The sequence below is a fragment of the Bradyrhizobium sp. Ai1a-2 genome, from assembly GCF_000426245.1.
GTDB lineage: Bacteria > Pseudomonadota > Alphaproteobacteria > Rhizobiales > Xanthobacteraceae > Bradyrhizobium.
The window spans coordinates 74,520-87,720 of record NZ_AUEZ01000009.1 but is presented as its reverse complement, the minus strand read 5'-3'; the positions used below and the strand labels follow the sequence as shown (position 1 = coordinate 87,720).

13 protein-coding genes are annotated in these 13,201 nt (G+C 64.4%); 9 read left to right on the top strand and 4 right to left on the bottom strand.

Features of this window, described 5'->3' with window-relative positions:
* The first annotated feature begins 30 nt into the window (after positions 1-30).
* Complete coding sequence (locus K288_RS0109195; RefSeq protein ID WP_027579280.1) at positions 31-1,527, top strand: sensor domain-containing diguanylate cyclase; 1,497 nt, start codon at positions 31-33, stop codon at positions 1,525-1,527.
* 170 nt (positions 1,528-1,697) lie between these two features.
* On the opposite strand, the gene K288_RS0109190 is transcribed toward K288_RS0109195, so the two are convergent.
* Positions 1,698-2,579: a UTP--glucose-1-phosphate uridylyltransferase gene (locus K288_RS0109190; protein ID WP_027579279.1), complete on the bottom strand. Its 882-nt coding sequence runs from the start codon at positions 2,577-2,579 to the stop codon at positions 1,698-1,700.
* Positions 2,580-2,821: 242 nt separating this feature from the next.
* Here K288_RS0109190 and K288_RS0109185 point away from each other — a divergent pair, with 242 nt between their 5' ends.
* Together K288_RS0109185 and K288_RS0109180 are read left to right on the top strand one after the other, a co-directional pair.
* Entirely contained in the window at positions 2,822-4,177 is a 1,356-nt protein-coding gene (locus tag K288_RS0109185) for a lytic murein transglycosylase (RefSeq protein ID WP_043159529.1), read from the top strand.
* Positions 4,178-4,324: 147 nt separating this feature from the next.
* Positions 4,325-6,055: an SGNH family hydrolase gene (locus tag K288_RS0109180; protein ID WP_027579277.1), complete on the top strand. Its 1,731-nt coding sequence runs from the start codon at positions 4,325-4,327 to the stop codon at positions 6,053-6,055.
* Positions 6,056-6,125: 70 nt separating this feature from the next.
* Here the strand turns inward: K288_RS0109180 and K288_RS0109175 are convergent, their stop codons facing one another.
* Positions 6,126-6,494 (bottom strand): CsbD family protein, encoded by a 369-nt coding sequence (locus K288_RS0109175; protein WP_027579276.1) that lies wholly within the window; start codon positions 6,492-6,494, stop codon positions 6,126-6,128.
* A gap of 63 nt (positions 6,495-6,557) precedes the next feature.
* On the bottom strand, positions 6,558-7,292 hold the full coding sequence (locus K288_RS0109170) for an SDR family oxidoreductase (protein ID WP_027579275.1): 735 nt from the start codon (positions 7,290-7,292) through the stop codon (positions 6,558-6,560).
* A gap of 201 nt (positions 7,293-7,493) precedes the next feature.
* Between K288_RS0109170 and K288_RS0109165 the strand changes: the two genes are divergently transcribed.
* Positions 7,494-8,273 carry an SDR family NAD(P)-dependent oxidoreductase gene (locus K288_RS0109165; RefSeq protein ID WP_027579274.1) on the top strand — a complete coding sequence of 260 codons (780 nt, stop codon included), beginning with the start codon at positions 7,494-7,496 and terminating at the stop codon, positions 8,271-8,273.
* A 125-nt stretch (positions 8,274-8,398) separates the two neighbouring features.
* On the top strand, positions 8,399-9,286 hold the full coding sequence (locus K288_RS0109160; protein ID WP_027579273.1) for a TauD/TfdA family dioxygenase: 888 nt from the start codon (positions 8,399-8,401) through the stop codon (positions 9,284-9,286).
* 145 nt (positions 9,287-9,431) lie between these two features.
* On the opposite strand, the gene K288_RS0109155 is transcribed toward K288_RS0109160, so the two are convergent.
* Positions 9,432-10,082: a YqgE/AlgH family protein gene (locus K288_RS0109155; protein WP_027579272.1), complete on the bottom strand. Its 651-nt coding sequence runs from the start codon at positions 10,080-10,082 to the stop codon at positions 9,432-9,434.
* A gap of 135 nt (positions 10,083-10,217) precedes the next feature.
* Here K288_RS0109155 and K288_RS0109150 point away from each other — a divergent pair, with 135 nt between their 5' ends.
* The 4 genes from K288_RS0109150 to K288_RS50430 all read left to right on the top strand — a co-directional run bounded on the left by K288_RS0109150 (position 10,218) and on the right by K288_RS50430 (position 13,176).
* Positions 10,218-11,057 (top strand): protein-disulfide reductase DsbD domain-containing protein, encoded by an 840-nt coding sequence (locus K288_RS0109150; protein ID WP_027579271.1) that lies wholly within the window; start codon positions 10,218-10,220, stop codon positions 11,055-11,057.
* 174 nt (positions 11,058-11,231) lie between these two features.
* On the top strand, positions 11,232-12,611 hold the full coding sequence (locus K288_RS0109145; RefSeq protein ID WP_027579270.1) for an oligosaccharide flippase family protein: 1,380 nt from the start codon (positions 11,232-11,234) through the stop codon (positions 12,609-12,611).
* A gap of 32 nt (positions 12,612-12,643) precedes the next feature.
* Complete coding sequence (locus K288_RS0109140; protein ID WP_027579269.1) at positions 12,644-12,880, top strand: hypothetical protein; 237 nt, start codon at positions 12,644-12,646, stop codon at positions 12,878-12,880.
* Positions 12,877-13,176, top strand: a complete 300-nt coding sequence (locus K288_RS50430) for a type II toxin-antitoxin system RelE/ParE family toxin (RefSeq protein ID WP_084799525.1) — start codon at positions 12,877-12,879, stop codon at positions 13,174-13,176. Before K288_RS0109140 ends, K288_RS50430 begins: the two co-directional genes overlap by 4 nt.
* The last annotated feature ends 25 nt before the right edge of the window (positions 13,177-13,201 follow it).

The following is a 13,201-nucleotide window of genomic DNA, read 5'->3' as shown; positions in this document are numbered from 1 at the left end:
CGGTGCATGAAGGGTCGCCCGGGACGAAACATGCCATACGAACGGCGACAACAAGCAAAGCGGCGCTGGCGGCTATCGACGAAGCTCCTGATCGCTTCCTCGGTCGCGACCGTGATCGGCTTTTCCGCCGTATGTACCAGCGTCATGCTCGACATGCGCCGCGGCGAGGAAGAGCTGGCCCGGCAGACGCTGGAAAACCTCGCCTCCGGCATCGACGCCGATATCAGCCGCAACATCGAACTGTTCGACCTGTCGCTGCGCGCGGTCGCTGGCGCCATGGTGATGCCGGAGATCAAGCAAGTCAGCAAGGAGGTCCGGCACCTGATCCTGTTCGACCACGCCGCCACCGCGAAGCACTTTGGCGCGATCCAGGTGTTCGACAGCACGGGGCAATTGGTGGTCGATGCGTCGACGCTCGATCCACTGCCGGAGAACCGCAGCGATGAAGAATATTTCTCCATACATCGCGACCAGCCCTACACCGGCCTCTACATCTCAAAGCCGATGCTCCATCGCAGCGCCTACGCGATCGTGCTGAGCCGGCGCATCAGCGGTGAAGACGGGAGCTTTCTCGGCGTGGTCGCGGGCTCGATCCGCTTCAGCTATTTCCATGAGCTGTTCGGACGGCTGACGCTTGCCCCCGGCGACGCCATCACTGTGCTGCGTCGCGACCGCACGATCATCATGCGCACGCCGTTCGATCTCGATGTCATCGGCACCAATCTGGCCGAGGCGCGGCCCAACTGGTCCGCGGACAATCTGAAGGACAACAGCTCCTATGCCGGTGCCGGCCCGATCGATCCGACCCCGCGGCTCTATGTTCGTCGTAGCGGAAACGGCCCGCTGTTCACCGTGGTCGGAAAACCGCTGGATGGTGTCTTTAGTTTATGGCGCAAGGAGGCGATCCGGATCGGCGCCATCATGGCGGCACTGGTCCTGTTCGTGCTCGGCACCACGCTGTTCCTGGCGCGCGAGATCGGCCGCCGCGCCGAGGCCGAGGAGAAGCTCGAAGAGCTCGCGACAACCGACGCGCTGACCGGTTTGCGGAACCGGCGCAAGTTCGATGCCGAGATCGATGTGGAATGGCGCCGCGCCGGCCGGCACGCGACGCCGCTCGCGCTCCTGATCATCGACGCCGACCATTTCAAGGCCTTCAACGACACCTATGGTCACCAGGCTGGCGACCAGGTGCTGGTCGGCATCGCGATCTGCATCTCGGATTCGGTCCGGCGCGCCGGCGATTGCACGGCACGCCTCGGCGGCGAGGAATTCGCAGTGCTGCTGCCCGGCCAGACCGCCGTGGAAGCATTCGACGTGGCTGAGATGATCCGCCGCAAGGTCGAACAGTGGTGCGACGAGGAGACCATCACCACTGTCAGCATCGGGGTCGCGAGCCTCACGCCCCTCGCCGGCCAGAACTGGACCGACCTGGTGGAAGCCGCCGACAGGGCGCTCTATGCCGCCAAGGCCAACGGCCGCAACCAGAGCGTGGTCGCCAGCCTCGAGGCGCTGTCGCTGGTGGCGTGAGACACCACAGCCGTCATGCCCCGCGAAGGCGGGGCATCCAGTACGCCGCACTCTTCAGGATCAATCGCGGGCGCCGCGGGATACTGAATCATCCGCCGGAGCCTGTCATCGGGCGGCGCTCTGCGCCGACCCGTTGGCGGATGATGACAGCGCGAGTGAACTCGTCGCCGTCACTTCTCCAAATATCTCTTCATCTCGGCGAGCAGGCCGTCGCGCAGTTCGGGGCGGCGCAGGCCGTAGGCGAGGTTGGCGCGCAGGAAGCCGGCCTTGGAGCCGCAATCGTGGCGCTCGCCTTCGAACTCCACGCCATAGAATTTCTGCGTCTTCGCCAGCCCGATCATCGCGTCGGTGAGCTGGATTTCGCCGCCGGCGCCGCGCTCCTGCGTCTTGAGAATCTCGAAAATCTCCGGCTGCAAGATATAGCGGCCGGTGATCGAGAGGTTGGAGGGCGCCGTGCCCTTCGGCGGCTTCTCCACCATGCCGTTGATCTCGAACATGGTGGGATGGGCGTGGCGCGGGCCGACACCGCAGATGCCGTATTGGTGGGTGAGATGGTCGGGCACCTCCTCGACCGCGATCAGGTTCGACTTGTCGCCGAGCTTGCCCGCAGCCTCGATCATCTGGGCAAGGCAGCCCGGCGTGTTCAGCACCAGTTCGTCCGGCAGCACCACGGCAAAAGGTTCATTGCCGATAATGTCGCGGGCACACCAGACCGCGTGGCCGAGCCCGTGCGGTGCCTGCTGGCGGGTGAAGCTGACGGCCCCCGCTTCGGGCTGGTTCTGCGCCAGGACATCCATCTCGGCCTTCTTGCCGCGCGCGACAAGCGTGGTGTCGAGCTCGAACATCCGGTCGAAATGGTCCTCGATGATGGCCTTGTTGCGCCCGGTGACGAAGACGAAATGCTCGATCCCGGCCTCCTTCGCCTCGTCATACACGTATTGAATGAGCGGCTTGTCGACGATGGTCAGCATTTCTTTCGGCATTGCCTTGGTGGCGGGCAGGACACGGGTACCGAGACCGGCGACGGGGAAGACGGCTTTACGGATTTTCATGGGAATGTCGGGCGCCTTGAAATGTGGGAGACGGGTATCGCACCTTGCTAACTGGTTTGCAGCCGGGAACAAAGGCGGATGTGTGATGCCGCCTCGCTTTTGTCCTTGTGACAGATCAAAACAAAATGTCGCCTTTGTTAAGCTGTTGGAAACCGTCACAAGGCCTTCTGAACCAATCATTGGAACGGGCAGATCAAGCCATGCGGCGGACGGGAACAGCGACCAGGAGCCGAGTCAGCGCGATGATAATCGCGGCGGCTCTGGTTGTTTCCAATCAGGTCGTCTCTTCTGATCAGGCGTTCGCTCAGTCCCAGGGCGGGCTCGCGGATCTGTTCGGCAACCTGTTCCCGGGATCCAAATCCTCGCCCCCACCGGAGGCCGCGCTCGGCGGTGACGGCTCCGCCCCGCCATGGAGCGGCGAGGACGGCGCTTCCGGTCACCCGCTGATGACGGCGGCCGCGATTCGGCAGGCGGCCGCCAATTTCGACAATTGTGTCGCCTCGATGTGGCCCGATGCGGCGCGACGCAACGTCACACGCGAGAATTTCGAGCGCTTCACCGCCGGGCTCACGCCGGACCTGCGCATCATGGACCTCCTGGATTCGCAGCCCGAATTCACCAAGGCGATCTGGGACTATCTCGACATTCTCGTGAACGATAACCGTCTCGCCAAGGGCCGCGAGATCCTCGCCAAATACAAGGCGCAATTCGACGCGGCGGAAAAAGCCTACGGTGTGGACCGCTACGCGGTCGCAGCGATCTGGGGCATCGAATCCAATTATTCGACCCAGATGGGCGACCGCAGCGTGTTGCAATCGACTGCCACGCTTGCCTGCATCGGCCGCCGGCAGGCCTACTTCAAGGACGAATTTCTCTCGGCGCTGGAGATCCTCAATCGCGGCGATCTGCGCCCTGAGCAGCTCCGCGGCTCCTGGGCCGGCGCCTTCGGGCCGACGCAGTTCATGCCGACGGCCTTCAAGCGCTACGCTGTCGATGGTGATGGCGATGGAAGGCGCGACGTTGTCGACGATCCGGCCGACCTGATCGCCTCGACCGCCAACAACCTGAAAAAGGATGGCTGGCAGACTGGCCAGAGCTGGGGTTACGAAGTCGTCGTTCCCAAGAACTTCAACTACATGCTGGCCGACCGCGCCAAGGCGATGACGCTCGCGCAATGGCAACAGCAGGGTCTCCGCCGCGCCAACAATCAGCCATTTCCGCACCCGGCCGACAAGGCCTATCTGCTCGCCCCCGCCGGCGCCGAAGGCCCCGGCTTTTTGATGCTGCAGAATTTCCGGGTGATCATGAAGTACAACCCGGCCGAGGCCTATGCGCTGGCGATCGGCCATTTCGCTGATCGACTGCGCGGCGCGCCGCCCTTCGTACAGCCCTGGCCCCGCCAGGAACGGGTGCTGTCGCGGGCCGAACGGCTGGAACTGCAGCAACTGCTCGCCCAGCGCGGCTTCTACCGCGGCACCCCGGACGGCCAGATCGGCGGCCAGACCAGGGAAGCGCTGCGCAGTTTCCAGGCCTCGATCGGCACGCCGGCCGACGGATTTGCCACCTCCGACATGCTGGAGCGGCTGAGGGGGCAATAAGGCCCTGAAAGGGACCTGAATACCGCGATTTAGCCGCCGCCTTGACGATTGCGGCGGATGCCCGATCCGTGTTGGAAAATATGCCCGCTTGCGGCCCGATTCCGCTAGTATGGCGTTGTCTTGAAAATCCATTTCGACCGAGCTTTGATGCCGAAGCCAAAGTCCTTCCTGCGCGTGTTCACCGAGACCGGCCCGCTGGTCGCGCTCGCCGTTGCGATCGCGCTTCTGGTCGGGATCGCCGGCCCCGCCTCGGCGCAGTTCTTCGGCTTTCCGGGCTTCGGCGGGCCGCCGCAGCGGTCGGCACCGCGCAACAACGGTGGCGGCTGGTTCGGCGGGGGCGGGGATTTCTTCGCTCCCTTCCAGCATGCGCCGCAGCAACAACAACAGCAGCAACAGGCTCCGCGGCAGGATTTTTCGCGAGCGCCACCGCCGGCGAAGCGCGACACGGCGCCGGAGCGCAACGTGCTGGTGCTTGGCGACGCCATGGCAGACTGGCTCGCCTATGGCCTTGAGGACACCTATTCCGAACAGCCCGACATGGGCGTGATCCGCAGGCACAAGACCGTGTCCGGCCTGATCAAATACCAGCCCAAGGGCGAGCCCTCCGATTGGGCCACCGCCGCGCGGAGCATCCTCGCCACCGAAAAAGCGGATGCGATCGTGGTGATACTCGGCCTCAACGATCGTGTTTCGATCCGCGAGCCTGTCGTCGAGAAGAAGGACGACAAGAAAACCGAGAAGAAGGATGACAAGAACACCCATGCGAAGGACGCCAAGTCTTCGGACACCAAGTCTTCGGACACCAAGCCTTCGGATGGCGCAGCGAAGCCGGACGACAAGCCGGTCGATGCCGAATTGTCGCCTGAGGATGCCGCCGACGCGCCGCAGACCGCGACGTCCGAGCGGAGCGCGCGTTCGGCCAACGGCGTCTATGAATTCCGCGATGAACGCTGGGTCGAGCTCTACAACAAGAAGATCGATGAACTGATCGGCGTGCTCAAGAGCAAGGGCGTGCCGGTCCTTTGGGTCGGCCTGCCGGCGATCCGCGGCCAGAAGGGGACGTCGGACATGCTGTTCCTGGATGCGCTGTACCGCGAAAGCGCGACCAAGGCCGGCATCACCTATGTCGATGTCTGGGACGGCTTCGTCGACGAGGCCGGTCGCTTCATGCAGAAGGGCCCGGATTTCGAAGGCCAGATCCGCCAGCTCCGCACCTCGGACGGCGTCTTCTTCACCAAAGCCGGCGCGCGCAAGCTGGCGCATTATGCGGAGCGTGAGGTGACACGCCTGCTCGCGCGCTCGACACCGATCGCGCTGCCGACCGAGCCGGCGACGCCTGACGCCAGTGCTGCGCCCGGCCAGCCGACGCGGCCATTGGCCGGACCAATCGTGCCGCTGGTCGCCTCCTCCGTCGGCACCGATCAGCTGCTCGGCGGCCCTGGCTCGCGTCCCGCCGCGGTCGATCCGCTCGCGGCACGGACCCTGGTCAAGGGCGAAGCGCTCGCGGCGCCCGCCGGCCGCGCCGACGATTTTGCCTGGCCGCGCCGCGAAATCGGTCGCGAGCAGGCCAAGGGCGAAACGCCGGTTGCCGCGACCACCCCCGGGGGCACGAGCCCAGGTGCAGGCACCGGAACGGCGCCGGCGGCGACGGCCGCAGCTCCCGCGCCTCCGCCAAAGCCGGCACCGCAGAAGCGTGTGTTCCGGCCGGCCCAGTCCAATCCGCCTGCCTCGACCTTTGGCGATTTCTTCGGCTCGCCGCCTGGCGCCGGGCCGCGTCAGCAGACCGCGCCGCGTCCGCCGACACCGATCGTGCCCCGTCCCCCGGCGGACGTCGGACGCTCGGCCGAAGCGCCGTTCGGCAATTTCCTGAGATGGTGACGGCAGTCATTCCAGAGGCAGGGTGGGCACGCTTCGCTTTGCCCACCTACGCCGCTGATCGGCGATTGCTCTAGTAGCGCCAGCGCGGTGGCGGGCGGCGCGGCGGGCGCGTCAGCAACAGCCCGAGCGCCAGACCGATGCCGCCGGCTATCAGCAAGGCGCCGATCGGATTCTCCTGCACGGTCTTGGTGAGCGCCTGCTGGCCGCTGCGAATGGTCTCGCCGCGATTCTCGTAAGCATCCTTGGCGTAGTTGGCAGCGGTGTCCGCCGCTTCGCGCGCGGCATCCTTGGCCTGGCCGTAGAGATTCTGCACCGTGCCGGCCGCTTCGCGCGCGCGGCCCGATGCTTCCGTCTGGGCGTCACCCGTCATTTCACCAACAGCGCCTTCCGCCTTGCCGGCGAAATCCTTGGTGGCGCCAGCGATCCGATCCTTGTCCATCGCGGTCACTCCTCTCCCATTGTCGGTGAGGGTAACCGGCGAGCCGCGCGGCAGTTCCTGTGCCTATAAAATCAAGCCGCCGTCGACGACGATGGTCTGGCCGATGATGTAAGCGGCGAGCGGCGAGGCCAGGAACAGTGCGGCACCCGCCATGTCCTGCGGCGTGCCGAGCCGCCTCAGCGGAATGCGCTCCAGCGCGCCTTCGAGCCGCTTCGGATTCGCCGTCGTCACCTTGGTCATCTTGGTATCGACCAGGCCCGGCGCGATGCCGTTGACGCGGATGCCGTCCTCGGCCCAGGCCTCGGCAAGCGTCCGCGTCAATCCGACCGCACCGGTCTTCGAGGCGTTGTAGGCGGGATTGCCCATCGTCGAATGATAGGCGGCGGTCGAACTGACGATGATGAGCGAGCCCTTGCTCGCGCTCAGCATCGCCTGGAATTTGATCGCGCACGCCATCAAGCTCATGAGGTTGACTTCCACGACCTTGCGAAAGCCTTCCATCTCGAACTCGCCGCGACGGTAGATCACCGCGCCCTGCGTCAGCACCAGCACGTCGAGCCGGTCGAAGCTCGGCTTGAATTGCTCGATCGCATGAGCGTCGCTGACGTCGAGCTGCGAATATTCCAATCCTTCGAGATGCGAACCTTCCTCGGCCGAATAGTCGCTCGCCTTGGCGCGTGTGCCGCAGACATGCACGCGCGCACCCTTGGTGCGGAATGCTTGCGCGATGCCGTTGCCGATGCCGCTGGAGCCGCCCACCACGAGAACCTGCTTGCCGCTGAAATCGAGTTCGTTCATCGCGTGCTTCCTTTCCTCGATCATGATCCGATCAGATTGATCGGATCATGATCTCATCTTTTATTCTGAGCATGATCTTTTCGGAAAACCGGTGCCCACTTTTCCGGATCATGCTCTGCTCTTGCTTGTTTGACCTGTCTGCGGATCGGTGCCAGCCTTGTCAATCCTGCAACCTGTTCCCTCCATCCCGCGAGTCACGCGATGTCCGATTTCAAACAGCTCAGCCGCTCGGTGAAAGGCTTGACCGTCCTCGTCACCGGCGCGGCCAGCGGCATGGGCCGCGCCACCGCGTTGGTATTCGCGGCCGAAGGCGCCAATGTCGCCGTGACCGACATCACCGCCGAAGGCACCGAGACGGTGGCGCAGGAGATCGGCAAGAGCGGAGGGACAGCAAAGGCGTGGGTGCTCGACGTCGCCGATCGTGATGCGATCCCGGTCGTGATTGGCAGCGTCGCCGCGCATTTCGGCGGGCTCGACATCCTCGTCAACAACGCCGGTATCTCTGTGCGGGTCGCGATCGACGACGACGGCTATGACGAGGCCTGGGCCAAGGCGATCGCGGTGATGCTGACCGCGCATCAGCGCATCATCCGTGCCGCTTTGCCGCATTTGCGGAAATCGAAATGCCCACGCATCGTCAACATCGCTTCCACCGAGGCGCTCGGCGCTACCGCGTTGCACAGTCCTTATTCCGCGGCGAAGGCCGGCGTCACCGGGCTGACACGCTCGCTTGCCGTGGAACTGGGCCGCGAGGGCATCACCGTGAACTGCATCTGCCCAGGCCCGATCCGCACCGGGATCACCGACCGGATTCCGGAAGAGCACAAGACGATCTACGCCAAGCGCCGCACGGCGCTCGGCCGCTATGGCGAGCCGGAGGAGGTCGCGCACATGACCTTGAGTCTGTGCCTGCCGGCGTCGTCGTTCCTGACCGGTGCGGTGATCCCGGTGGATGGCGGGCTGATGGCACGGAATGCGTGATGCGCTGCAGCGGCCACCTCGCGCAAGGGGCCATGCGCCGACGCCGCGTTGACATGGCAACGTCACAGGATAGCCTTTCCTCAAACGAAGCGGAAAAACCCGCCTGGACACGAGGAGAGAACGCCATGGCTATCGCAATCCGGCAGCTTCACCCGCATTTTGTCGGTGAGGTCACAGGCCTTGATCTGCGGAAGCCGCTGACCAGGCAGGAAGCGATCGAAGTCGAGGCAGCGATGGACAAATACGCCGTGCTCGTCTTCCACGACCAGGACATAACCGACGAGCAGCAACTGGCCTTCGCGCTCAGCTTCGGCGAACGCGAGAACGCGCGCGGCGGCACCGTAACCAAGAAGGCGGACTATCGCCTCTCCTCAGGGCTGAACGACGTCTCCAATCTCGGCAAGGACGGCAAGCCGCTGCCCAAGGATCACCGCACCCACCTGTTCAATCTCGGCAACTGCCTGTGGCATTCCGACAGCTCGTTCCGGCCGATCCCGGCGAAATTCTCGCTGCTGTCGGCGCGGGTGGTGAACCCGAAGGGCGGCAACACCGAATTTGCCGACATGCGCGCGGCCTATGACGCGCTTGATGACGAGACCAAGGCTGACATCGATGACCTGATCTGCGAGCACTCGCTGATGTATTCGCGCGGCTCGCTCGGCTTCCTCGACTATTCCGACGAGGAGAAGGAGATGTTCAAGCCGGTGCTGCAGCGCCTGGTGCGGACCCATCCGGTGCATCGCCGCAAGTCGCTCTACCTCTCATCGCACGCAGGTGCGGTGCGCGGCATGAGCATGCCGGAGGGCCGGCTCTTGCTGCGCGACCTCACCGAGCACGCGACGCAGCCGGAATTCGTCTATATCCACAAGTGGAAGCTGCACGACCTCGTGATGTGGGACAATCGCCAGACCATGCATCGCGTCCGCCGCTACGATCAGTCGCAACCGCGCGACATGCGCCGCGCCACCGTGGCCGGCACTGAGCCGACCGTCGCGCAGCAGGCGGCGGAGTAACTGTCGTCCGCAATCCCCCGTCATCGTCCGGCTTGACCGGACGATCCAGTATTCCACCGGCAACGGTGCTTATGCTCAGAGGCCGCGGAGAGTACTGGATACTCCGCCTTCGCGGAGTATGACCAGGGAGGAGGGTTTACACAGCCTACGCGTGGCCGGCTTCGTTCGAGAGCATGCCGACGTCGATGCCGATCTTGCGCAGGGCGCGGTCGTACTTGTCCTCGACGTCGTCGCCGAAGATCAATTCCGCATCGGCGTCGCAGTGCAGCCAGCCATTGTGCTGGATCTCGTTTTCCAACTGCCCCGGGGCCCAGCCGGCATAGCCCAGGGCCAGGATGGCGTGCTTGGGGCCGGAGCCCTTGGCGATCGCCTTCAGGATGTCGACGGTCGCGGTCAGGCAGATATCGTCGTCGATATTCAGCGTCGCATCCTGGATGTAGAAATCGCTGGAATGCAGCACGAAGCCGCGGCCGGTATCGACCGGGCCGCCTTTCATCACCTTCATGGACTCGGCATTTTCCGGCAGCTTGATCTGGTCGGCCTTCTGGATGATGTCGAGCTGCACCAAAAGCCCCGGGAAATCGATGCTCCCGGCCGGACGGTTGACGATGATGCCCATCGCCCCCTCGGCGGAATGCGCACACATGTAAATGACAGATCGTTCAAAGCGGGGATCGCTCATAACCGGCATGGCGATCAGAATCTGGCCGTCGAGATAACCGCTGCCCGACGAATTGTCGCCGACGCCGGCCACCTTGCCGCGGGCGGTCTTTGGTACTTTGCCTTCAGGAGTCATCTGAAAGGCCTCCATGCTGATTTGACATCCTGATATTGGGTGAGGCTTCTGTCAATCAAGCTCAACGCCGCATTCGCGCCATCCATCACACGCAATTCAATGGTTTACGAAAGCACCAGCCGGTAAAGACGTTCCATGATCGCCATAGTTCCCATGCGGGTCGCGCTCGGCCTGTTCGCCACTCTCTCAGTCGTCTGGCCTGCGACGGAGGTGCGCGCCGAGGATTCCTCGCCCTGGCAACGGGACGCGCATTCGGCGGTGCGGCTGCTCGCAGGCTCGCGCAGCGGTGCGGTTTTGCTGGGTGGGATCGCCATCCAGCTCGAGCCCGGTTGGAAGACCTACTGGCGCACCCCCGGCGATTCCGGCGTGCCGCCCCGCTTCGATTTCTCGAAGTCGGAAAATGTCGACGCGGTGACGGTGTTGTGGCCGGCGCCGATGAAATTTGACGACGGCGCCGGCGGCACCTCGCTCGGCTACAAGCAGCAGGTGGTGCTGCCGCTTCGGATCGTCGCCAAGAGTGCCGACAAGCCGCTGACGCTGCGCGCCAACATTAACTATGCGGTGTGCGAGAAGCTGTGCATTCCTGTGGAGACCAGCGTCGAGCTTGCCTTTGCGAGCGTCGCCTCGACCGAGGACGGCGCGCTGTCGTCCGCGCTCGACACCGTGCCGAAGCCGGCCAATATCGGCGATCCCAATCCGGTCACGATCCGCGACGTCAAGCGCAGCGGCAAGTCGACCGTGCTGGTCGACGTCACCGCCCCCGAAGGCAAGAACGTCAGCCTGTTCGTCGAGGGACCGACGCCGGACTGGGCCCTGCCGGTGCCGAAGCTCGAGCCGAACTCGCCGCCCGGGGTGAAACGGTTCTCCTTCGAGCTCGACGGCCTGCCGCCGGGCGCCAACCCGGACGGCGCCGCGCTGAAATTGACCTTGGTCGGCGGCGACCGCGCCTACGAATTCAACACCAGTCTGGACTGACCCGTAGCCCGGGTGAAGCGAAGCGCAACCCGCGGACCGCGGAAAGACCTGCCCCGGATTGCGCTTCGCTCCATCCGGGCTACGATTTCAGCGTCATCCATCCAACCCATTCTTAACGTTTCGTTGATACTCCACGGCCCTCGCCGCCCTCGCGGCACTTTCGGGAACTCCGCCTTGGCCGTGATGGATGCCCAATCCGCAACCGCTTCGCCCACGGGCATGATTGCGCGCCTGCGCGGCCTCGTTGGCGGCTCGGGCGAGGCGTCGGTCACACGGCGGCTCGCGGGCACGATCTTTGTCATCCGCGTCGTCAGCGCCGTCGTCGCCTATCTCTCGCAGATCATGCTCGCGCGCTGGATGGGGAGTTCGGACTATGGCGTCTACGTCTATGTCTGGACCTGGGTGCTGCTGCTCGGCAGCATGATGGATTTCGGCATCTCGGCCTCCGCGCAGAAACTCATTCCCGAATACCGCACGGCGGGCGAGCACGCACTGCTGCGCGGCTTTCTCTCCGGCAGCCGCTGGCTGACTTTTGCGGTGTCGACCGCGGTCTCGCTATTGCTCGCGGGCCTGGTAACGCTGCTGTCGCCCTGGATCGGCACAGATACGGTCGTGCCGCTCTATATCGGCTGCCTGACGCTGCCGGCCTTCGTGGTCGCCAATACCCAGGACGGGATTGCCCGCTCGCATGACTGGATGCGGCTCGGGCTGATGCCGCAATTCATCGTGCGCCAGGCGCTGATCATCGGCTTCACCGCCGGCGCGGTCGTGCTCGGCTTCCATCTCGGCGCCACCGCCGCGATGCTCGCCAGCGCCGCGGCGGTGTGGATCGCCATGATCGGCCAGATGCTGGTGCTGAATCGCAGGCTCGCTGTTCATGTCGAGCCGGGCGAGAAGGCCTACGACGTCAGCGGCTGGCTTGCGGTCTCGCTGCCGATCCTGCTGGTCGAAAGCTTCTATCTCCTGCTCTCCTATACCGATGTGCTGGTGCTGCAGCAGTTCCGCTCCTCCGAGGAGGTCGGCGTCTATTTCGCCGTGGTGAAGACGCTGGCGCTGGTGTCCTTCATCCATTACGCGATGGCGGCGACGACGGCGCATCGCTTCGCCGAATACAACGCGCTCGGCGACAAGGCGCGGCTGTCGGCCTATGTCGCCCATGCGATCCAATGGACGTTCTGGCCTTCGCTGGCCGCGACCATCCTGCTGCTCGCCTTCGGCAGGCCGCTGCTCTGGCTGTTCGGGCCGCAATTCGTCGTCGGCTACGACATCATGTTCCTGGCTGCGATCGGGCTCGTGGTGCGCGCCGCGATCGGCCCGGTCGAGCGGCTCCTCAACATGCTCGGCCACCAGAAGATCTGCGCGCTCGCCTACGCGCCCGCCTTCGTCATGAACCTGGTGCTGTGCGTCGCGCTGGTGCCGCGCTTCGGCGGCCACGGCGCGGCGGCCGCGATATCGATCTCGCTGAGCTTCGAGACCGTGCTCTTGTTCTGGATCGTCCGCCGGCGGCTGGGGCTGCACGTGCTGGCGTTCGGGAAGATCGGTTCCGGGCCATAGCAATCTCGGGCCGCGCGGCATATAATTGGGATATGACCGGAGCAGAACTAAAAGATCTTCTGGAACGTGTTCGGACGTGGCCCGAAGCTGCGCAGGATGAGCTCGTTGCCGTCGCAGAGCAAATCGAGAATGAACTGCGAAGCGACGAGTATGTCGCAACGCGTGAGGAATTACTGGCGATCGATGCAGCGATAGCCTCGATCGATGCCGGCGAAGTCGCCACCGCGCACGAGGTCGAGGCCGCCTTTGCGAAGTTTCGCTCGAAATGAAGCTTGTCTGGTCTCGGCGAGCGCTCGCTGATCTGACCGAGATCGCAACTTACTATTCGACCAACGCCAGTCCGACTGTAGCCAGCTCCATCGAGGACCGATTTCTGATCGTGCTAGACCGTATTGGCCGCACACCTGAGTCAGCGCCACGGGTCTCCCAACGGTCCTCTGTCCGCGTCGTTACAGTCGTCCGCTATCCGTTCAGGATTTTCTATCGAGTCCGCGGCGATGCCGTCGACATTCTACACATCCGCCACACGTCGCGGCGTCCCTTCGTTCCAACCGGGTTGGAGTGATAGGGTCATGTCCCTCCCGACTGAT